Source organism: Algoriphagus sp. NBT04N3, assembly GCF_019443765.1.
Taxonomy (GTDB): domain Bacteria; phylum Bacteroidota; class Bacteroidia; order Cytophagales; family Cyclobacteriaceae; genus Algoriphagus; species Algoriphagus ornithinivorans.
On record NZ_CP048415.1, the window covers coordinates 2645715 to 2668157 of the forward strand.

13 protein-coding genes are annotated in these 22443 nt (G+C 40.3%); 10 read left to right on the plus strand and 3 right to left on the minus strand.

Annotated elements, in window-relative coordinates; all coding sequences use genetic code 11:
- The first annotated feature begins 143 nt into the window (after positions 1-143).
- From sprA to GYM62_RS11475, 6 genes are all read left to right on the plus strand, one after another.
- Positions 144-7085 (plus strand): cell surface protein SprA, encoded by a 6942-nt coding sequence (gene sprA / locus GYM62_RS11450; RefSeq protein ID WP_255590357.1) that lies wholly within the window; start codon positions 144-146, stop codon positions 7083-7085.
- Between the two features lie 59 nt (positions 7086-7144).
- Positions 7145-7525: a glycine cleavage system protein GcvH gene (gene gcvH, locus GYM62_RS11455; RefSeq protein ID WP_091649561.1), complete on the plus strand. Its 381-nt coding sequence runs from the start codon at positions 7145-7147 to the stop codon at positions 7523-7525.
- Between the two features lie 9 nt (positions 7526-7534).
- Positions 7535-7903: a VanZ family protein gene (locus GYM62_RS11460; protein ID WP_219956493.1), complete on the plus strand. Its 369-nt coding sequence runs from the start codon at positions 7535-7537 to the stop codon at positions 7901-7903.
- Between the two features lie 67 nt (positions 7904-7970).
- Positions 7971-8648 carry an energy transducer TonB gene (locus GYM62_RS11465; protein WP_091649556.1) on the plus strand — a complete coding sequence of 226 codons (678 nt, stop codon included), beginning with the start codon at positions 7971-7973 and terminating at the stop codon, positions 8646-8648.
- Positions 8649-8808: 160 nt separating this feature from the next.
- Positions 8809-9480, plus strand: coding sequence for an energy transducer TonB (locus GYM62_RS11470; RefSeq protein WP_091649553.1), 672 nt, complete (start codon positions 8809-8811; stop codon positions 9478-9480).
- 98 nt (positions 9481-9578) lie between these two features.
- Entirely contained in the window at positions 9579-11144 is a 1566-nt protein-coding gene (locus GYM62_RS11475) for an amidohydrolase family protein (RefSeq protein ID WP_219956494.1), read from the plus strand.
- Between the two features lie 192 nt (positions 11145-11336).
- Here the strand turns inward: GYM62_RS11475 and GYM62_RS11480 are convergent, their stop codons facing one another.
- The 3 genes from GYM62_RS11480 to GYM62_RS11490 are packed head-to-tail and all read right to left on the minus strand — an operon-like array spanning position 11337 to position 16591.
- Positions 11337-12218 carry a YicC/YloC family endoribonuclease gene (locus GYM62_RS11480; RefSeq protein ID WP_219956495.1) on the minus strand — a complete coding sequence of 294 codons (882 nt, stop codon included), beginning with the start codon at positions 12216-12218 and terminating at the stop codon, positions 11337-11339.
- Positions 12219-12229: 11 nt separating this feature from the next.
- Positions 12230-15526 (minus strand): biopolymer transporter Tol, encoded by a 3297-nt coding sequence (locus GYM62_RS11485; protein WP_219956496.1) that lies wholly within the window; start codon positions 15524-15526, stop codon positions 12230-12232.
- 18 nt (positions 15527-15544) lie between these two features.
- Positions 15545-16591, minus strand: coding sequence for an FAD-binding oxidoreductase (locus GYM62_RS11490; protein WP_219956497.1), 1047 nt, complete (start codon positions 16589-16591; stop codon positions 15545-15547).
- Between the two features lie 55 nt (positions 16592-16646).
- On the opposite strand from GYM62_RS11490, the gene GYM62_RS11495 reads away from it, so the two are divergent.
- Genes GYM62_RS11495 through porV form a run of 4 tightly spaced genes read left to right on the plus strand, consistent with a single transcriptional unit; the run spans position 16647 to position 22442 of the window.
- Positions 16647-17300: an MBL fold metallo-hydrolase gene (locus GYM62_RS11495; RefSeq protein WP_219956498.1), complete on the plus strand. Its 654-nt coding sequence runs from the start codon at positions 16647-16649 to the stop codon at positions 17298-17300.
- The gene (pssA, locus tag GYM62_RS11500) at positions 17297-17986 is read left to right on the plus strand and encodes a CDP-diacylglycerol--serine O-phosphatidyltransferase (protein ID WP_219956499.1); all 690 of its coding nucleotides are present in this window, start codon (positions 17297-17299) and stop codon (positions 17984-17986) included. Before GYM62_RS11495 ends, pssA begins: the two co-directional genes overlap by 4 nt.
- Positions 17986-21231 carry a type IX secretion system sortase PorU gene (porU, locus tag GYM62_RS11505; protein ID WP_219956500.1) on the plus strand — a complete coding sequence of 1082 codons (3246 nt, stop codon included), beginning with the start codon at positions 17986-17988 and terminating at the stop codon, positions 21229-21231. The genes pssA and porU overlap by 1 nt, the downstream gene beginning before the upstream one ends.
- Before the next feature lie 53 nt (positions 21232-21284).
- A complete protein-coding gene (gene porV / locus GYM62_RS11510) occupies positions 21285-22442 on the plus strand; it encodes a type IX secretion system outer membrane channel protein PorV (protein WP_370627671.1) in 1158 nt (385 codons plus the stop codon).
- Position 22443 lies beyond the last annotated feature (1 nt).

Sequence of the window (22443 nt, forward strand, 5' to 3'; positions counted from 1 at the left end):
GGCCTGTTTGCTTCATCCTGTTTGGATTGTTTCTGAGTTTATCACCCACTCAGGCCCAACAAACAGAGGCCGACACGACACAGACTCGAATCGACTCACTCAACAAGAGACGAATGTCTCCCTCGTTTTTGCTTTGGCAAAACATGAGGACCAATCCTTTATTCCCCAGTAGGAACCCTTATTTACGTCCCTCCTCTCCTTTTTTACCGAGCCCCATCATTGATCAAAATGTAGAGGTCAAAATTGACTCTACCCTGAGATATAATATTGTAGATGAACTTGACAGTACCCGTGTTGGGAATGAACAAGAGTACGATTTTGACCAATTCTCAAAAATTCAGGAATATAAAGTCAGACAAGATTATTGGAGAAGCCGTGCTAGAGGTGGAGATGGAGAAAGTGCTGTAGAAGGAAGAGGATTGATACCTCCCCTGACAGTAAGTCCTAACTTTGACCGAATTTTTGGTGGCAGTGAAATCAACATCACTCCTACAGGTTACGTCAATCTGGATTTTGGAGCCATATTCAGAAGAATAGATAACCCTACACTTCCAATCAGGCAGCAGCGTAATGGGGGATTCAATTTTGATCAACAAATTCAAATGGCTGTCAATGGCTCTTTGGGTGAAAAAATGAAAATCGCCGCAAACTTTGACTCAAACAATTCCTTTGATTTCCAAAATCAAATGAAATTAGAGTTCAACGGCTTTGAAGAAGATATCATTCAGTCCATAGAAATCGGTAACGTTTCTATGCCGGTTCAAAATAGACTAATTCAGGGAGCTCAAAATCTATTTGGTGTTAAAACCCAAATGCAATTTGGTAGGCTAAACGTCACTGCTGTGGCATCCACTCAAAGAGGACGGAGGGATAATTTGGTGATCGATGCAAATGGTCAGGGGAGATCCTTTGAAATTCAGGCTTCCCGCTATGATGAAAACCGACACTTTTTCCTTTCTCACTTTTTTAGAGATAATTATGAGCGCTGGCTGAGAGGATTGCCTCAGGTCTTATCGGGAGTGAATATTACCAGAATTGAGGTGTATATCATGAACCGGGCAGCCAATACTGAAACCCTGAGGAATTTCGCTGCTTTCATGGATCTAGGCGAAGGACGCAGGCTTTTGAACCCAAATAATCCAAACGTAGGCCCGGGAGACCCTAATGCTCCGGCAGGAAACAGAGCTAATCAGCTTTTTGAAAATATTGCAAACAACCCATCCTTTAGACCTTTTGATACAGGTTCACGAGCTATTGAAAGTTCATTGGGGCTGAGAAAAGGTGTTGACTTCGAGCAAATCAACGGAGCCAGAAGACTGGAACAATCAGAGTATTTTTTCAATCCTCAATTAGGTTATATCTCACTTTTTAGAAGACTTCAAAATGACGAAGTCTTGGCTGTTTCTTACGAATACACCTATAATGGTCAGGTATACAAAGTCGGAGAACTAACAGAAGATTACCAGAACAGGCAAGAAGATGAGTTGATTTTCCTCAAATTATTAAGACCTGCAAGAATCAATACCCGAGTTCCAACCTGGGATTTGATGATGAAAAACGTCTATAGTCTCAATGCCAGTCAAATTTTGAGAGATGGCTTCCAACTTCAGGTGATCTATAGAGATGATAGAACAGGCTTGGACAACCCTTCCCTTTTAGAAGGCCAAAATGTAAAAGATGTCCCTCTGATTCGATTGACGGGCTTAGATAATCTCAATCCACAAAATGACCCGGCTCCAGATGGAAACTTTGATTTTGTAGAAGGACTGACGATGATTTCCAGTCGGGGGCTATTGATATTCCCTAAACTGGAACCTTTCGGCTCCAATCTTGCCTCCCAATTCCTTCCGAGTGAGGCGGTTTTGAGAGAAAAGTATGTTTACGATACGCTTTACGCTACCACCCAAGCAGATGCCGAGCTAGTTACTAGACTGAATAAATATTTTATTAAAGGTAGATTGACTGCAGGTTCGGCCAGTGAAATTCAGTTACCGGGATTGAATATTTCTCCTGGATCAGTCATAGTCATGGCTGGTAATATTCCTCTAACCGAGGGAGTAGACTTTACTATTGATTACAATGTAGGTCGACTTGTTATCATCAATAATGCGATTTTAGAATCCGGAAAGCAATTAAATATCAGCTTTGAAAAGGCAGATTTGGTTTCATTCCAGACACGAAGTTTGCTCGGTACCCGTTTGGATTACCTATTTAATGACAAGTTCAATGTTGGCGGTACATTCCTTTATCTGAATGAAAGGCCTAATGTCACCAGAATAGCTACCGGTAATGAGACTCTGAGGAATAGCCTTTGGGGATTGGATGCCAATTTCTCAGATGAGTCAAGATTCTTGACCAAGCTGGCTGATGCATTGCCATTTACTGATACCAAAGAAACATCCTTGGTTCAAATCAGCGGTGAGTTTGCGCATTTGATTCCGGGTACATCCAATAGGGTCAATGGAGAACAAGCATCATATATTGACGATTTCGAAGCAGCAATCACTCCATTCAATTTGGGCGGTGCAGCGAACCAAAACTGGAAGCTAGCCTCCACTCCTGCTACTCCGGACAATAGATTTGATTTAAGTAATCAAACTGAAGATAATCTCGGAGCTGCCTACAGAAGAGCAAGAGTGGCTTGGTACAATATTGACAATATTTTCTATAGAGAAAATGGACCGGGAGTGCCTTCCAACATCACTCGGGAAGATCGCCGAAACCACTATGTCAGAAGAGTAGTTCCTCAGGAAATTTTCCCTCAACAGGATAGAGATGTGATCATCACACCTGAGCCGCTTTTTGAAATGGCCTATTTTCCAAGTGAAAGAGGGATGTATAATTACAACCCTAACTTAACTGCAGATGGACTTTTACCTAATCCGGAACTGAATTACGGAGGGGTAACGAGAGCTATTACCACGGAAGTGGATTTTGATAGAACCAATATAGAATATGTGGAATTCTGGCTTTTGGACCCATTTATTCAAGGTGAAAATGGACGAGTTCTGGATGGAATTTTCAATACCAATAACACCACGGGAGGAAAGCTATTCCTGAATTTGGGAGACATTTCTGAGGACATCATGAAAGATGGAAGCCATGCCTTTGAAAATGGATTGCCTGCAGATGGAGATCCTTCAGAAACCCGAATTAATGAATGGGGAAGAATTACAAGAAAACAGTTTTTGCTTCCGGCATTTGATAACTCTGAAACAGCCAGACAAAATCAGGATGTAGGATTGGATGGCTTGAAGAATGAAGATGAGGCTGCATTTTTCCAATCCAGGTTTTTGGATAGGCTGAGCGTAACTCCACAGGCTTTGAATCAAATCAGACAGGACGTTTCCGGAGATCTTTTTCAGTACTATTTGGACGAGCAGTTTGACCAAAACAATGTCAAAATTCTGGAGCGTTACAAGAAATTTAATGGTATGGAAGGAAACTCTCCAGTTACCGCCAACCAAAATTTACCTTACACCCCTTCAGGATCCAATAATCCTGACAACGAGGATTTGAATACCGATAATACCATCAACGAACTTGAAAATTATTACGAGTACGAAATAGACCTAAGACCAGGCAACCTGGAAGTAGGTCAAAATTATATTGTAGACAAAGTAACCCATACTGAGGCTGGAGAAACTGTGAATTGGTATCTCTTTAGAATTCCTGTTCGCCAGCCTGACCGCACACAGGGTGATATCACAGGATTCAAGTCTATTCGATGGATGCGTACCTATTTGACAGGGTTTAGTCAGCCAGTTGTATTGCGTATGGCTAATTTTAGAATGATTGGAAGTCAATGGAGGGTATTCCAGGAATCTCTTTTTGAGAGAGGATTTTTTGAAATTCCTGAGCCAGACAATTCCAATGTCACTGTGGATGTGGTAGGGATTGAAGAAAATTCGCAAGGAAGTGATACCCAAAGCCCTTATGTACTCCCTCCAGGAATTGTCAGAGACAGAGACAATACTTCCACTGTTGAGAGAAGATTGAATGAGCAGTCTTTGAGAGTTTGCGTGGAAGATTTAGCAGCCCGAGATGCCCGTGCAGTATTTAAAAATGTCACTTTGGATTTGGTTCAGTTTGAGCGAATCAAAATGTTCTTCCACGCGGACAGTGAAGATGCTTTGGATGGTGAATTGACAGCATTCCTGAGAATTGGAACGGATTATACAGATAACTATTATGAAATAGAAGTTCCTTTGATTATTACTCCAAAGGGAACGAGAGATCCAAGGCAGATTTGGCCACTGGAAAACGAGATTGACATCGCCATTCAAGAAATTGTGGACGTAAAAATTGAGCGGGATAATATGAGAGTTCCGCTCAATCTCCCCTACTCTAAAACAGTAAGGCAATATAAAGTGACTGTGGTAGGTCGACCTGAACTGAATCAAACCCAAGGCAGCATGATCGGGGTAAGAAATCCAGGTACCGGAGTGGGAGGAAGTAGAAGTGTTTGTATTTGGGCCAATGAATTGAGAGTAACAGGATTTACCAAATCTAATGGCTGGGCTGCCAATGCTTATATCAATGCCAAAATTGCTGACTTGGCCGTGGTTTCGGCATCCATAAGACATAATAGCATTGGCTTTGGAGGGCTGGAAACTCGTCTTTCTCAAAGAGCTAGACAGGCTACTACTCAATACGATATTTCCACCAATGTCAATGTAGACAAGCTACTTCCAGAGCAATTGGGAGTCAGCATTCCCATGTATTTCAGTGTGGAAAATTCAACCACCCGACCTGAATATGACCCATTAAATCCTGATGTGCCATTTGAATTGGCACTGAGGAAATTTGAAACTGATGATGAACGGGATGAATACAGGCAAATTGCTTTGGATCAATTGAATCGAAAAAATATAAGTTTCAATAATGTCCGAAAACTCAAATCCAATCCTGAGGCTCCGGCACGTTTTTATGATATCAGTAATTTCTCCTTTTCCTACGCTGTAGGAATGGTATCTCAAACCAACGCACAAATACAGCAATACGATTTCAAAACGAACAGGGGAAATGTTACCTATTCTTATTCACCCAAGCCTCTGAATTTCGAGCCTTTCAAAAGCTCAGGGGCTCTCAACAAACCTTACTTATCATTGATCAAAGATTTCAATCTGAACCTTTCCCCAAGTCTGATACTTGCAAGGCTGGATGTAGATAGAAGATTCCTAAGATCACAATACAGAAATGATCAATTGAGTACCAGTGGTGTGGATCCTTTATTCCAAAAGTCATTTTTCATGAATAGGTTCTACACCTTGAATTGGGATTTGACCAAAAATCTAAGGGTGGATTATACCGGCACTGTGATGGCTGTCATCGATGAACCCCAGGGAGATTTGGACACACAGGAAAAGATAGACTCAGTCCGAACCAATTTTTGGAATTTTGGAAGAAGGACGAATTATAATCATACGGTCAATCTAAACTACACCATTCCATTCTCGAAGATACCTGCTCTAGATTGGGTGCGCTCAGATTACCGATACAATACCACTTATTCTTGGCTTACTGGAGCCATAGGCCAAAGAGATACCTTGGGAAATACTATTCAAAATACCCGTGAGCAAACTATCAACGGGAAATTGGATTTAGTACGACTTTACAACAAAAACAAAAAGCTTTCGGCGCTGAATGCTCCTGCGAGACCGAGCATACCTGGCAGAAATACTGTCAATGCTGAGGATACGATTGGAACCCCTTTTACCAATAAAATATTGAAGTTACTAATGATGGTGAAGGAAGTAACTTTCAATTATGGGGTGATTGAAGGAACCTTCCTCCCAGGTTATCTTCCCAATACAGGATTATTGGGAATGGACAGGGCCTTTACCAATCCTGGGTTAGCCTTCCTTTTTGGAAGCCAAGATCCTAGAATAAGAACAGAATTAGCCATGCGGGGAGTCATGGCTCCAAGCGCCGAGTTAACCCAACCTTTCAGGCAAAATAGAGCTGTGAACATGAGATTTGGGGCTTTGGTGAGGCCTGTTCGAGATTTCACGATTACACTGAATGCTGATAAACGGGAAGTTGGGGATTACCAAGAAATATTCAGGAACTCCATGGAGAATCCGGGGGAATATTTATCTATTAGTCCTACCAGAAACATGCAGTCTTATTCTGTGACTACTATACTTCTTGGGACTAGCTTCGCAAGAGATGATGAGCGAAACAACTCAGCTATTTTCAGTCAGTTCGAATCCAATAGAGCTATTTTCAAATCCAGACTGGATGCTGCCAATCCTGCTGCCGGAGAGTATGGAATTAATGGTCAGGATGTACTAGTACCATCTTTCTTGGCTGCCTATAAAGGAAAAGATCCAAATGAGTTTGATTTGAATCCATTCCCGAAAATCCCTGTCCCTAACTGGAGAGTCAATTATACCGGTTTGTCAAGACTGAAAGGCCTGAGTGATATTTTCAGCAGCATAAATATTTCCCACGGCTATGCCTCTACTTATGATGCCAGCAATTTCTCCAATTCATTGCAATACCAACAAGGACTGGAATTATTTAACAGTTTACAGCAAACCAGATTACCTAACGAGATCAATGATGAAGGACTATTTATCCCAATCTATGTCCTCAATCAGGTAGTGCTTTCAGAAAGATTTGCTCCATTGATTGGAGTTGACTTGCTAACCAAAAACAGATTGAATATTACAGTCAACTATAATAAGGAGCGGAATTTAGGTTTGAACTTCTCCAACGCGCAAGTCACAGAGCAGCGTTCCAATGATTTTGGTATCAACATAGGCTATATCAAATCAGGAATGAAGATTCCATTTAAAATACAGGGAAGAGAAACTATCCTCAAAAATGATTTGACGCTAAGAATGGATATGAAAGTTGTGGACACGAGACAGGTGCAAAGAAAAATTGAAGAGAGCAGCACTGTCACAAATGGAAACTTGAACATTCAGATCAGACCGACGATTGGCTATGTCATCAACCAAAACCTGAATCTGACTATTTATTTTGACCGAACTATCAATGATCCACGTGTAACCACTGCATTTAAGCGAGCTTCTACAGCCTTTGGTGGACAATTAAGATTTAATTTATCTCAATAGATTTTTTAAAGAAGGGAATCATCTTATTTTTGGACTCCCTTATAAAAAATTTACCGAACATGAATTTTCCTCAAGAATTAAAGTACACCAAAGATCACGAGTGGGTGAAAATAGATGGTGATGTTGCTATCATCGGAATCACAGAATTTGCACAGTCCGAGTTGGGCGATATTGTCTATGTAGAAGTTGAAACTGTAGGAGAGACAATAGAAGCAGGTGAGGTTTTTGGAACAGTAGAAGCTGTAAAAACTGTATCTGATCTATTTATGCCATTGAGTGGTGAAATCCTTGAGTTCAATGAAGAACTGGAAAGCTCTCCTGAGTTGGTGAACGAATCACCTTATGAAAATGGCTGGATGGTCAAGGTGAAAATCAGTGGTGACCTGCCTTCTGATTTGATGAGCAGCGAGGAATACTCTGAATTAGTTGGGAAAAATTAATTCTCAATTTTGCGTTTAGTTTTTGCTATTTCCTGGTTATTGATTTTGGCAGTTGCCATGCTGACACCTGGAGATAAATTCCCTGAAATAGATGCTTTCGATTTTCAGGACAAATTAATCCATGTACTTTCATTTGCGATCTTAGCTTTTCTTTGGGCTGGCATCAGATTTCAAAAGAAAAAACAAGGGTTCCAGAAACTAAATATCCCTATTGTATTGGGTTTTGTGGTATTACCATCCTTTGCTTTTGAACTGGGACAGTTGTTTGTTCCCAACCGATCCTTTGATGTATTTGACTTGATTGTCAATCAAATAGGGGTTTTATTGGGAATATTAGCATATTTTAAGACTCTCTCCGTACAAAATCACTTGGATTAATGCATCATTATCCTTACAATTGTTAGACTGAATAAGAAATCATTTAACCTATATAATCAAACTCAACATGGAAGCAAAAAAGACTCCCAGTGCTGATTTAACCAAAAAGACAGGAATGTTCCTGAATTTGGGTTTGGCATTGGCTGTAGGAGCAACACTTGCTGCTTTCGAATGGAAGTCATTTGATGATGGTGCCTTGAAAGATCTAGGCATGACAGATGACAACTTTGAAGAGCTGCTCGATATTCCTATTACCGAACAACCACCTCCACCACCTCCACCACCAGTGGAGCAGCCTATCATCCAAGAAATTCCTGATGAGGTTGAAATCGAGGAAAAAATTGAGGTAAACTTTGACGTTGACGTTAAAGAGCAAACTGTAATCAAAGAGGTTGTCATTGCTGAAGCTCCAGTAGAGGAAAAAGCAGACGAAATCTTTGACGTGGTAGAAACTCAGCCTCAGCCACCGGGTGGTATGTCAGGCTGGAATCAGTATCTATCCAAAAATCTAAAGTACCCTACTCAAGCAAGAAGAATGGGTATCGAAGGTACAGTTATCGTAGTGTTCGTTATTAATACTGACGGTTCAATTCAAGACGTTGAAGTTTTGAGAGGAATCGGTGGCGGTTGCGATGAGGAAGCTGTTGAGGTTGTGAAAAACGCTCCTAAATGGACTCCAGGTAAGCAAAGAGGTCGTCCGGTAAGAACTCGTATGAGACTACCTATTAGATTTAAATTGAGCTAATCAATTAAATATATCAAGAAAGCCCAGCATTGTCTGGGCTTTTTTATTGCCAATTTTTGATAACTTTTAACATAGTTAATTTCTCTTAAATCACTAAATAACAGGCTTTTAATGTGTAAATTCTTTGGTAATTCATTTTTAACCACAAATCATATTACACATGGAACTGAAAAAGAACCCCAAAGCAGACGTCAAAAGGTGGTCTGGAACTTTGCTGAATTTTGGCTTGGCAACTAGCATAGGTCTGGCTCTCGCAGCATTTGAATGGAAAAGCAACCAAGGTGGACCTATCAAAGAAATCCCCAATACTCAACAAGCCTGGGAATTAATAGATATCCCACTTACCATACAAACACCTCCTCCTCCCCCGCCTAAGGCGCCGCCTGTTTTGAAGGAGCAACCCAATGACATCGAAATTGAAGACCTCCAAATTCCCATAGATATCAATACTCAGGAAACTGATAAAATCCCTGATGTAATTTTATCTGAGGGACCGCCAATAATAGACGAGGCTGATGAAATTCGAGACTTTACAGAAGTTCAAGCCTCATTCAAAGGTGGGATGGAAGCCTGGTACAAATACCTACGAGACAATTTGAAATATCCTCCACAAGCGAGGAGAATGGGCATTGAAGGAACTGTTTTGGTACGCTTTGTAATCAACAAGGATGGTTCTGTACAGGATGTAGAAATCATGAGATCAATTGGTGGAGGATGTGATGAAGAGGCTATCAAAGTAATTGAGGGTTCACCGAATTGGAATCCCGGAAAGATGGGAGGTTTACCTGTTCGCTCAAGAATGGTTATGCCAATCAAATTCAGACTGAATTAAAAAAGGGGCTTCGGCCCTTTTACTTTTTTCAAAAATGATGAAAGGGCATCTTTTATTTTTTATTTCACTTATTTTCAGGATGAATACAATTTAAGACCATGAAAAACTGTCTCATCCTTCTCTTTTTTCTAACTCTAATATCTTGTAAATCTGATAAGTATGATCTTATCATCATCAATGGTACCATTCTGGATGGAACGGGTTCGGATTCCTTTCAAGCCGATATTGGTATACTAGATGAGCGAATTGTAGAAATCGGTGACCTGAAAAATGCAGAAGCAAAAACTATCATAGATGCCTCAGGGATGGTGGTAAGTCCTGGCTTTATTGATATGCATACGCACTTGGAACCTATCATGGAAATGCCGGATGCCAAAAGTTTGATTATGCAGGGTGTTACGCTTGCATTAGGTGGGCCGGATGGAGGAGGACCTTGGCCATTCGGTTCATATCTGGATTCATTAGAGCAACTTGGGACAGGGCCAAATTTAGCTTATCTAATCGGGCATAATACCATTCGAAGAGAGGTAATGGGAAATGTCGACCAAGCCCCTACTCTTTCTCAAATGGACTCTATGAAAAACTACGTAGAGATGGCGATGAAAGAAGGTGCATTCGGAATATCCACTGGTTTAAAATATTTACCGGGCACATTTGCTAAAGTGGATGAGATCATCAGTCTTTCCAAAGTGGCTTCTTCTTATCAGGGTATTTATACATCACACCTTAGAGAAGAAGGATTAGGACTTATTGATGCTGTTCAAGAAGCGATTTTAATTTCGAAAGAAGCTGAAATCCCTGTTGTATTAACCCACCACAAAGCCATTGGGGTCAAAATGTGGGGAGCAAGCGTAAAAACACTGAGCTTGGTGGATTCCGCTAGAAAGGAAGGATTGGATATAATGATGGATCAGTATCCTTATGCAGCTTCCCATACCGGAATCAGTGTATTGATTCCTAGCTGGGCCTTGGAGGGAAGCGAATTTTCCAATAGAGTCCAAGACCCCATCTTAAAAGACAGTATCAAATCGGGAATCATATTCAATATCCTGAATGACCGTGGAGGGAATGATTTGAGAAGGATCCAATTTTCAAGAGTATCTTGGAGAAAAGAATTGGAGGGTAAAACTCTACATGATTGGGCAATATTGGAAGGAATGGAGCCCACTGTGGAAAATGGAGCTGAACTCGTCATTCAGGCCCAACTAAACGGTGGAACCGGTACCATTTACCATGCAATGGACGATGCCGACGTAGAACGAATCATGAAGCATCCTATGACGATGATTGGTTCGGATGGGAGGCTTTCACAGCCTGGAGACGGACATCCTCATCCAAGAGCCTACGGAACTTTCCCAAGGATTTTAGGATACTATGTAAGAGAAAAAAACATTTTAGACCTCCCTACTGCAATCCATAAAATGACCGGACTTTCTGCTCAGAGACTGGGGATTCAAGACCGGGGAATTATCAAAAAAGGCAATTTTGCAGATTTAACCATTTTCGATCCTGAAAAGATTATTGATCGCTCCACATTTACTGACCCGCATCAATATCCTACTGGAGTTCAATTTGTTTTGGTCAACGGTCGACTTATAGTCGATCAAGGTGAGTTTCAAGACATCAGACCCGGGAAAATTCTGAGAAAGAATAGGATGGAATAATATCGCTTTCTGGGATACCGATAGAAATCGTCATTTATAATTGAGATGGAAGACAGAAGACGGAAGACAGAGGGTAGCCTGACCTTATACTTTAAGAATATACTGAACTGTATTTTCTATATATTTCCATAAGAGAAGATATCGAGAATTAAACAAATCGAACTCATAAAAAAAGGGCTTTTCAGCCCTTTTTTATAATACATTCATGGATTGTTCCTTAATTTTTTCAAGTTCATCCTTCATCAATATGACGTATTGCTGTATGCCTGCATCATTCGCTTTGGAACCAATAGTATTGATTTCTCTTCCTATTTCCTGACTAATGAACCCTAATTTTTTACCCTGATTGGATTCTTCTTTTAGGCTTTTTCTGAAATATTTGAGATGGGTATCTAATCTTACTATTTCCTCATTGATATCCAGTTTTTCAAAATAGTAGATCAACTCCTGCTCAAAACGATTTTTATCGAAATCATTTTCATCCAACCATTCTTGGAAGTGTCCGCGAATTCGCTGTTTGATTTTTTCTTTTCTCTGCCCCTCCTCTGCTTTCACTTTTTCAAGTCCTCCAGCAATAGCTTCTATGTTTTCCAACAGTTTTTGCTCCAGCACCTTGCCCTCATCAGATCTAAATTCATCACATTTTGCCAAAGCCTCTTCGATCACTTTTTTCACCAATGCCCACTCAGCCTCAGTGTCATTTTCATCGGTATTGGTATTTGTGATTACAGAAGGAGCCTGTAAGGCTAGTTTGAATACCTCCGCAGTATTTGCTCCCACTGTTTCAGAAAGATTCTGGAACTTGGAATAATAAGCCTTAAAAAGCTCCTCGTTGATACTAACAGGGATATCAGAAGTATTTTTAGCTAAAAACTCAATTGAGATACCTACTTTACCTCTTTCCAGGACGGCTTGAGTCAGATTTCGAATTTCCAATTCTTTATCTGAAAACTGACGGGGACTCCGAATAGACAAGTCTAGAAATTTTGAATTGAGAGACTTAACCTCAACGTGAATCATAAACTCCTCATTCTCCCATCCGGCATTTCCGAAGCCGGTCATAGATTTAATCATGTGTGGTGGTTTTAGAAATTATAGCCTAAAGTTACATAGAACTTTAAATCTTCAGCCTCATAATTTCTGATTGGTCGCGCTACATCCAGTTTGACATAGTAATTAAGGAGCACTGTGCGTAGTCCAGCTCCATAACTTTGCAACCATGGGTTATTAAAATTATTTAAAACTATAGTAAAAGGCGAACCCTCAGTGTTGATCACTTCAGTATTCTGATCATTTACCCGCTCCCATGGAGCAGAATGGTTCCATGCCGAACCTATATCATAGAATCCAACAAGCTGGAAGTTCCTGATGAAATTGGATGTGATATTTCCTCTGGTGAGATAAGAGAAAACAGGGATTCGAAGCTCTGTGGTAAAAGTAATCACCTTATTTCCCCTGATTTCATCGTAATCGTATCCTCTCAAATCCACAAAATCCGCAAATAGAATATTGGAATTCTCTACCCCGTTCGGATTTCTTACAGGCGACGCCTCAGGTCTATTGGAAGGCGGTCTATAGAATTCATTGAAGAGCCAGTTATCCATTCCTCCGACCAAATAGGTTTGAGGATTATTGCCAAAGAATGACCCTGCATACAATCTGGAAGCCAGCACAATATTTTTATGGATTCTTTGGTAATTCCTGATATCCAAATAAAAATTACTGAAGCTTCTGGAGGAATTATTCAAGCCTTGATAGTGCATGAAACCAACTTTACCCTTCAGGCCAGTTTGGGAATACAAACCGATTTGCTGGGTCTTATCATAAACGAATTCCGCCTTTGCACCAGCATAATTTACATCAAAGCGATTTGCTGGTGAGTTGGAACCCAAAATCAGAGAATCAGAATTCAAATTGAAATATTGAGTCTTTGCAAGGAAAGGAGCGACGTATACTCTGGCGTTGACATTTAAAGGATAAGCAACTCCAGTCTCGACTTTGGATAGAATATACTTTTGGAAAGTGATATCCCCTTCTGTGATGCGGATAGATCTTCTATCAAACCTTCCTCGGAAATCAAGTCTACTTTTCAAATATTCATATTCGAAGTACAAATCCCCTCCAGACCTGAAATCCAAAGCTTGGGTTACCCCACCCTGAAAAGAATGATTATCCAATAAATCGGTCATTTTTCCATGAAGGCTTATTCCAAAACCCCTCAATGGATCGACAATAAATCGGGTATTGATATTATTCGTGAAGAATTGTGGCTCCATTCTTCTAGGCCCAGTCACCCTTTTTTGAAGACTTTGCTTTCTAAAAGATTCAAGCAGATTGACTCTGTTTTCCTGGGCATTGGCTTGCTCCAAACCTTGCTGAGGACTAGGTAATGAGTCAAATGTATAATTCTCTGTATTTACCCCATTCCCTTTCTGGAATCTTAACCTATCCAGATTAATTGAGGAAGTTGTGTTGCTGGCCACTGTGTCCATTTTCACTTCCTCCGCTGGCTTAGGAACAGTTAGCGGAGCTGTTCGCTGAACTCGGGTCGTATCTTCCTTAGGAGTCTCTAATAGCCGTCTCGCAGCTATTCTTTCGTTCAGGCTTTTTGCCTGCTCCAACTGCACTCTCGGAGTACTTGGAGTAAAGCGATCAGCGCCACTGTAATTTTGCAAGATTAGGAAGCTCTCTTTTCCATCCCGAACCGAGAATGCTATTTTATTCATTCTCGAATTGACATCGAAAGACTCTAAACTTTTATCATAACCTGATATCTGGCTTGCTACCTGATTTCCAACATTGAGTCTCATCAAGTTATTAATGCCACTCAGGTCTGATAAAAATACCACTGAGTTGCTATTGACTTTTCTAGGTCTCACATTCTTACTCAAGGCATTGGTCAGTCTGCTAATTCGAATCGTGTCTCTTACTTCCAGTAAAAATAGATTATAACTATCCGGGAAATCTTTCAGGTTAGTTCTTTGCTCTGCAGTGGAATCAGACTTTTCGGTGAAATTAGAAGAATAAATAATGGTCGAATCATTCAAAAACATTGGGGTCAAATCATCAAACTCATCGTTTGTCAATCTTCTTCCCTGTCCTCTGGTATTAAGTGTGTAGATATCTGTTTTTCCATTAGAAATGGCTGAAAGCACCATATTTCTTCCTGTACTGTTGAAATCCAAGCTCAATATCTGGTTGATATTTCTGAGGAAAATCTTGTCTTGGGTGCTTCCGTCTATGGAGCGCAGTCTCAATGTGGTCAATCCTCTTTTGAAAGATGCAATGGCTAGGTTAGCTGAATCTCTCCAAGCTATGACTGGGGCTCGGAAGTTAGGGTCCTGATCTTCATAGACCGCCCCACCTGTAAAAAGAGTTCGCTCGAGTCCAGAGGTAACTTCTCTTACCTGAACTTTAAACTTTCCGCCATTATTGATCACATAAGCCAAGTTCAATCCATCCGGACTGAATTTAATATCATTGATGACACCTTCTATTCTCGGAGAGGTTTCAGCAATCGCTGATTCGCTGGATATATCTTGGAAGGTCTGGGTTACCTGCTCATTGATAGTGATGTAATACTTTCGCCAATCTTCTTTGAATGTTTTGTAGTTCAAACCTACTGTATTGGCTATACTATTTTCCTCATTTCTGTTGATTCTGGAAAGATTGAGTATGCTTGAAATATACCTTCTTCCATAGCGTTCCGCTATGTAGTTCCAAACGGATTGACCTACCAAAGCCGCCTCAATGTCAGTCAATTTGAGAATTTTCGGGTTTTCTTCCTCTCTGAGATAATGTCTGATATAATCATCCATTTCTCTACTCCATCCTTTCGCTAGGTATAAAGAAATACCTTCTACATACCATTCCGGAAAGGCATTCATCAAATTAGACTGAAATGCATCAGCTACAGATGCACCATACAACATTTCTTGGATGATAACTTTGGAAGTAGCGTATATCAAGTCTTCTTTAAAAAGATCCACTTCTCCTTTGTATGCTACTTCTGCAATTAATCGACTGAAGTTAGTTTGTCCTTCTTCGCTAAACTCCTGCTTATTCAAATTAAGGTTGCTTTGCAGCAGTTCTTCAGGAGTATTGTAAATGTAAATTTTAGGCTTGGTATAGGCTACATAGCCGATCATTTGAGTGAGTCGCTGGAACTCTGACTCCAAATATTCAATAGCCATTTTGGCATTGGCGCCTCCACGATCGTAATAATAAACCTCAAAATTATTGGAGGAATAAAAGTACCATTCGAATTCCTTATGCTGCACTCGGTTTTTCCCGAAGCGTTCTTGGTCAAATTGTGCTAAAGCCATTCCGGCGCTTAGCCAGAGGCCTAAAAAAAGAATTAATCGCGTCAACTTTATTTGCATTCTATACCCAGATAATGTCTAAATATAATTAAAATACCTAGTGATCGCTACCTCACTTGGAATAGGAGTGGATCGTGTAAGGTGATTCACCATGACTTGACTGTAAAAAGGGATCAATGACACTCCTTTAGCACCAAAACCATTAAATATGTAAACGCTCTGCAAGTCAGGATGTTTTCCTAAAAAAGGTTTTCTGTCCTTCGTCGCCGGCCTAATTCCTGTCTTGTGGCTGACATATTCTTCAACTGGCAGCTGAACTAATCCAGCTAGGCGCTCAGTCAATTCATTTTTTGCCCGTTCAGTTGGCCCTTGATCCAAGTCATGCCAAGTGTAGGTAGAACCCACTCTGTGAATTCCATCGCCTAAGTGAACCCTAAACACACCTCTATTTACGATGTAATCCGGGCAAAAATCTTGCTTCACCTCTAAAATTTCTCCTTTCACCGGAGCAAATGGTAAAAAACCGAAAAATTTAGACTGATTGGCCGCCACCCCATTGCAATAAATCACAGATCTGGCCTTTAGGTCTCCATAATTCCAAAATCCTTCTTGAAATTGGAGTTGATCCTCCTGTAAATAATCCAAAATGAGGTCCTCCCCGAAATATTCACTCATGCCCTCCATGAAGGCTTTACTATCCAGCCAACCTGAATTTTTCAGCAAAACCCCACCGTATGGATCCTTTAAAAATTCAGACTGGGATTCTTGATATATTTTTTGGATGTATTTGGAAAAACCTGGATCTGCACTATTTCCCATCCATTCATTCTGTTCTTCTATGGAAAGGAAAGGCCGGTAGATATTGATCGGGCGAAGAAAGCTTTTTTTAGTAACCTGCTCCAACTCCTGATAAAAAGGTTCAATCTCTGGAAATAACTGGTCAGCATTCCATGTTTTAACCATTTTTCTCCCTGTAACGGGATTGTATAGGCCGGCAGCAATTTTGGTAGATTGATTTAAATCAGGCTGATCCAAAAGCTTGATTTTAAATCCGGCTTTCTTTAGTCTATATCCTAATGCAGAACCTGCCAAACCTTGACCTATGAGCAAAAAATCTATTTCCATAACCCAAAATAAAGGTTTTATTCCTTAATTTGTTTCAAATGGAAATACAAAAACCATGTTGAAAATTAAGCGCTTCACATTCAATCCTTTTCAGGAAAACACCTATATCATCTATGATGAAAAAGGCTCCGCTGCCATTATAGATCCTGGTTGCTATGAACCTGAAGAGAAAAAAGAATTATATGACTTTATCATTCAGGAGAATTTAAAACCTGAACTGTTACTAAATACCCATTGCCATGTAGACCATGTCTTGGGCAATGAGTGGGTTGAGCAAACGTACAGCATTCCTTTTTTGATTCATGAAAATGAGATTCCTGTTTTAAATTCGGCCAAGGTTCTTGCACGCAATTACGGATTTCCTGCCTACAGGGGAATTGAACCGGATGGATATGTGAGTCCGGGAAAGGAAATTTCGGTTGGACAGGAAGAATTACAAGTATTATTCGTTCCTGGACATGCTCCCGGTCACGTAGTGTTTTATCATCCTACCAGCAAAATCTGTATTGCAGGCGATACACTTTTTAGAGGAAGCATTGGAAGAACAGACCTTCCGGGAGGAGATCATGATTTACTTTTGGAGAAAATTAAAAGTGAGCTTTTCAGCCTGCCGGAAGATACCATCGTATATCCAGGTCACGGACCTGAAACCTCCATAGAATTTGAAAAGATTTACAACCCTTTTGTAGGTAAAAACGCGAGCTATTGAAATTTTTGAAACATATTCCTAATGGCTTAACCCTTATGAATCTCCTTTCGGGAGTGATTGGGATTAGCTTCGTCTTGAACGGAAATGTTCTTTCAGGCGCATATTTCATAGTCTTATCCGCTGTTTTCGACTTTTTCGATGGGTTTGCTGCTCGCCTATTAAAAGTTTCAGGCGAACTGGGAAAACAATTAGACTCCCTAGCGGACTGTGTATCATTTGGAGTATTGCCAGGTTTCATTTTGTTTCAACTTACTTCTGAGGCTACCAACAACACTTACTTGCCATATCTAACCTTGATCGTTCCCTTGATGTCAGCCATGCGCTTAGCAAAATTTAATATAGACACTAGACAAAGTGATCGCTTCATAGGACTTCCTACTCCAGCAAATGCTTTGTTTATCAGTACTCTGCCCTACCTAGCTAAGAAATGGTTTTTGATAGAAAACTCACTTTCCAATCCCTGGACTTTGATCATTATTGCATGGGTGTTTTCGATTTTATTAGTGAGTGAAATTCCACTGATTGCCCTGAAATTCAAGAACTTTTCGCTCTCGGATAATGTATTTAGGTTTGTGTTGATTGGATTGGGAATTATTTGTATCGCTTGGCTTGGATTGGGAGGAATTCCGATCATTATTCTTGCATACTTAGGACTCTCCTTGGCGGAAAATGCGTTGAAGACTTAATGAATTTAAATTCCAGAATATTTTTTTTCTTCCTGCTGCTAGTATGCAGTTTACCGCAAATACTTTTTGCCCAAAGCCCTTTATTCAAATTTGAAGTCACAAAAGAAGGGATTTATAAAATTAACCCTTCTCTCCTAACTCAGATTGGAGCAGCAAATTTATCAGAAGTGGCGATCTATGGATATCCTGGCTCCATACCTCAGCAATTAAACAATGAATCGCTTTCACTAAGGGAAATCCCAACTTTACTTGCTGGAAATGAACTGCTAGTCTATCTGCAAGGCCCACATGGTTTTTTTATTAATCCGGAAAATAATCTTTCTTATCAGCATCATATTTACCGTGACACACTTTCTTATTTGATAGGAAAAAAGACAAGCCCTAAACGAGTAGAGTCTATTTCCGCCAGCAGTTCAGAAGTTTCAGCTTCTACTCTTTATCAATGGTCTGCTATAAAAGGAGAAGAAAATAATCTTCTCAATTCTGGAAGAACTTGGTATTCAGCCCCAGTTTCTACGGGGAATATTCGATCTATTCCGATCAGAAAATCAGGCAATACGAACGCTGCTTGGAAAGTAAATGGGGTTATCATGGCCCAATCATTATCCAGCTCCGAGCTTAGGTTATCTGAAAGTGGACAAAGCTTTTTTTCTACACAAATAGATCCCATTCCCAATACAACTTATGGAATCAAAGGCAGAGAAAAGGCTTTTAAATCCGAGCTAAGGCCCGCAGGAAATGAGCTGAGAACCATTGAACTTGGATTAACCAGTTCAGATCCAAATGCAAGAGCCTACTTCGAGCATATTCAAATCGGAGTACCTTTTTCCACTTCCAATTTGAAATCAGGAGTTTATTTTTCATTAGAAGGATCTTCTTACACTATTTCTGATGCCAATTTAATAGTCTGGGATGTCAGTGATTTTTTCCAACCCAAATCTTTTGCCCCCAACTCAACCCGAACAATTACCTCCAAAAAAATTGCTGTAGCAAGTTCAACTGAAATTCCTTCGATTGAAAAGGTTAGTCCTATTTCATCCGAACTTCGAGCTGATACATTTTGGCCCGAATTACTGATCATCACATCCGAAGCCTTTTACTCGGAAGCTGAAAGACTCAGAACTCATAAATTGAGTATGGGTGTTTTAGCAGAGGTGGTGATTACCAAAGATATTTATGATTCCTTCGGATATGGAAATAGGGATGTGGTGGCCATTAGAGATTTTATAGCTTATCATTATCATAAAGGAGGCAACTTAAAAAATGTGCTATTCCTGGGTAAGGGTACATTTGACTACAAATCCAAATTGGGTGGAAGACCGAATATTGTCCCCACTTACAGTAGTAGGAATAGCCTCAATCCATTGACCACATATAGCTCTGATGATTTTTTCGGCCTAGTGGAAATGGGGCAAGGAGTCTGGGAAGAGAGCCGTGAAGGAGATGAACCTATGCAGATAGGAATTGGGAGGTTACCTGTGATCAACCTCCAGGAGGCCTCTTTGCTAATCAATAAAATCATCCAATATGAATCGCAGCCTCTGTTAGGAAACTGGCATAGAAACATCTCTTTTATGGCGGATGATGCAGATAACAACATCCATTTGAGAGATGCGGAATCCCATGCTAGTTTTCTCAAGCAGAATCATCCGGCTTATTTTCAAAATAAGATCTACTTAGACAGGTTTGAGAAGGTAAGAAATGGAACTACCCAAAGATCTCCCAAAGCCAAAGAAGCCCTGAAAAAAACATTGGACGAAGGAACCTTATTTCTGAATTATATAGGGCATGGGAATGAAACAACCTTAACTGCTGAAGAAGTCTTTCGGGTAGAAGATATCGCAAACTGGCCTCAGATGAAGCATTTGCCACTTTGGATTACTGCTACTTGTGAATTTGGAAGGCATGATAGTCCATTTCTGCGTTCATCGGCTGAAGAACTCTTAATTGCCAAAGGCAAAGGTGCAATCGGATTATTGACTACAGGGCGACCGGTTTTTAGCAGTGTTAATTTTTCTCTCAATCAAGCTTTTATTCAAGAAGTTTTTAGAAAAGAGAATGAGGAATTTCAAGACTTGGGCACCATTTTCAAAAACACCAAAAATCAGAGTTTGAATGGAGCTCTCAATAGAAATTTCTCACTGCTTGGAGATCCCAGTATGAGGTTGGCGAGACCTAATCATTCTATCCGGCTTGTTTCATTAAAGGATGAGGCAGGAAATGACATAGAACAAATAGCACCCCTTCAGGAAGTCAGCTATGAGGCAGAGATCATTAATGCTTCTCAGCAGCTGGTTTCAGAGTTTAGTGGTGAGTTTGAAATTGACTACAGAGGACCTCAGCAGGCAATCAAAACGCTGGGAGATGAAAGTGCACCTCTTGAATTCCCGGAAGAAAGTCTGATTTATTTCAAAGGGAAAGGACAAGTTAGAAATGGGAAAATTCAGGGAAAATTACTACTGCCTCCCCTCTTGGCCGAAAACTTCGAAAGCAGTAATCTCCGTATTTACGCAAAAGATGAAGAAAGTGGGAAAGATGCCTGGGGGATTGAAAAAGTAGAGAGCGGAGGGCAAGCGAATGAAATTCAAGATGAAGAGGGACCCCAAATAGAAATACAGCTAGAAAATCAGTCCCAAGCTCCATTTCGTTTTGCATCTACAACTTTATCCGCAAATTTCAGTTTTACAGATAGTTCGGGAATTGACATTACAGGATTAAGAGAAGGAAAGCAATTACTCCTAGTTATTAATGATGAGCAGGAGATTTCCCTAAACAAGCTATTTAATAGTCTATCTGGTAGCTATACAAAGGGAGAGGTCGTGATGGAAATTTCTGGATTGAAAGAAGGAAAAAACAGTCTAGAAATCAAAGCCTTTGACTTGGTAGGGAACGGAAGCACTGAGATGATAGAGGTGTTGGTCGAAGGAAGTAATAAACTTCAAATCTTGGATCAAAAAGTTTTTCCGAATCCGGCTAAAACTTTAACTAACTTTGAAATAAAGCATAATCGGGCAGGCGAAAACCTGCTTATTAGGCTGGAAATAATAAATTTAGAAGGAAGGATACTATTCGCAGAAAATCAGCGTTTAGTGGAAGCCAAACAGATTATTGGGGATTTGACTTGGATTTTTTTACAAAATCAAACCAAATATCCAGCAAAAGGAACTTATATTTACAGAGTAACGCTTCAGTCAGAGCTTGACGGTTCTATGGACTTTACAAGCGGTAAAATTGTTATTGAATGAAATTAGAAGCCATTAGGAAGCAGATTGGATTACTCGCGGGAGCGTTCGTGTTAATGGGATATTCAGCTCAAGCACAGAATTCTGTTGTCATTTCCGGCCAAGACCCAGATCGGAGAGTGATTACTACAGCAGTTCCATTTTTAAATTTTGCTCCGGATTCCCGACATTCTGCTATGGGGGATGTGGGTGTTGCTACGCGTCCTGATGCTAATTCAGCTCACTGGAATAGTGGTAAACTTGCCTTCGTAGAAGATCAAATGGGTTTTTCACTCTCTTATTCTCCTTGGCTGGGAAAATTGGTGAATGATATGTCCTTGAGCTATCTAACCGGTTTTTTTAAAATTGATGAAAACTCAGCATTCGGATTTGACCTTCGCTATTTCAACATGGGTGACATCCAGTTGACTGATGGAAGAGGAAATGAACTAGGTGAATTTAACCCAAGAGATATTGCTTTAGGCGCAACTTACTCAAGAAAACTTTCTGCCAATTTGGGTTTGGGTATTTCAGCTCGATTTATTCATTCCAATCTATCTGGCAGTATATCTTCGGTTGGAGGCAGTGAAAGCAGACCTGGAGTCAGTGTTGGAACGGATGTAGGTTTATACTACAGCAAGCCTATTCTTGCAGGCTCTAAAGAAGGTACTTGGTCATGGGGAGTTAACATTTCCAATATTGGTCCTAAAATCACCTATAACAGTGCAGATGATCTAGATTATATCCCTACCAACTTGAGAATTGGTACGGCATACAGCATAGATATTAACGAAATGAATTCAATCACATTCGCATTGGATTTCAACAAGCTTTTAGTACCTACTCCACCTGTATATCAAACCAATCCAGACGGTTCTCTAGCCACTGATGAGAATGGAAATCTGATCATTTCCAGAGGTAAAGACCCAAATAGGGCTTTGATCTCCGGGATGTTTGGATCCTTTGCAGATGCTCCAGATGGTTTTTCCGAAGAAATGCAGGAAGTAACCGTTTCTTTCGGTGCTGAATACACTTATAATGATAAATTCTCTCTTCGTACAGGGTATTTTTATGAAAATCCAACTAAAGGAGGAAGAAGGTATTTCACCATGGGGGTTGGATTTGACTTGAATAAACTCGGGTTTGATTTTTCGTATTTAGTCCCACAGACTCAAAACCATCCATTGGCAGAGACGTTAAGATTCTCTCTACTTTACACTATTCCCAACAATTAAT

What these genes read in the sequence shown, in the direction of transcription:
- sprA (WP_255590357.1), top strand. Translation starts at nt 144, where the DNA reads ATGAGGACCAATCCTTTATTCCCCAGTAGGAACCCTTATTTACGTCCC.
- gcvH (WP_091649561.1), top strand. Translation starts at nt 7,145, where the DNA reads ATGAATTTTCCTCAAGAATTAAAGTACACCAAAGATCACGAGTGGGTG.
- GYM62_RS11465 (WP_091649556.1), top strand. Translation starts at nt 7,971, where the DNA reads ATGGAAGCAAAAAAGACTCCCAGTGCTGATTTAACCAAAAAGACAGGA.
- GYM62_RS11470 (WP_091649553.1), top strand. Translation starts at nt 8,809, where the DNA reads ATGGAACTGAAAAAGAACCCCAAAGCAGACGTCAAAAGGTGGTCTGGA.
- GYM62_RS11475 (WP_219956494.1), top strand. Translation starts at nt 9,579, where the DNA reads ATGAAAAACTGTCTCATCCTTCTCTTTTTTCTAACTCTAATATCTTGT.
- GYM62_RS11480 (WP_219956495.1), bottom strand. Translation starts at nt 12,218, where the DNA reads ATGATTAAATCTATGACCGGCTTCGGAAATGCCGGATGGGAGAATGAG.
- GYM62_RS11485 (WP_219956496.1), bottom strand. Translation starts at nt 15,526, where the DNA reads ATGCAAATAAAGTTGACGCGATTAATTCTTTTTTTAGGCCTCTGGCTA.
- GYM62_RS11490 (WP_219956497.1), bottom strand. Translation starts at nt 16,591, where the DNA reads ATGGAAATAGATTTTTTGCTCATAGGTCAAGGTTTGGCAGGTTCTGCA.
- GYM62_RS11495 (WP_219956498.1), top strand. Translation starts at nt 16,647, where the DNA reads ATGTTGAAAATTAAGCGCTTCACATTCAATCCTTTTCAGGAAAACACC.
- porU (WP_219956500.1), top strand. Translation starts at nt 17,986, where the DNA reads ATGAATTTAAATTCCAGAATATTTTTTTTCTTCCTGCTGCTAGTATGC.
- porV (WP_370627671.1), top strand. Translation starts at nt 21,285, where the DNA reads ATGGGATATTCAGCTCAAGCACAGAATTCTGTTGTCATTTCCGGCCAA.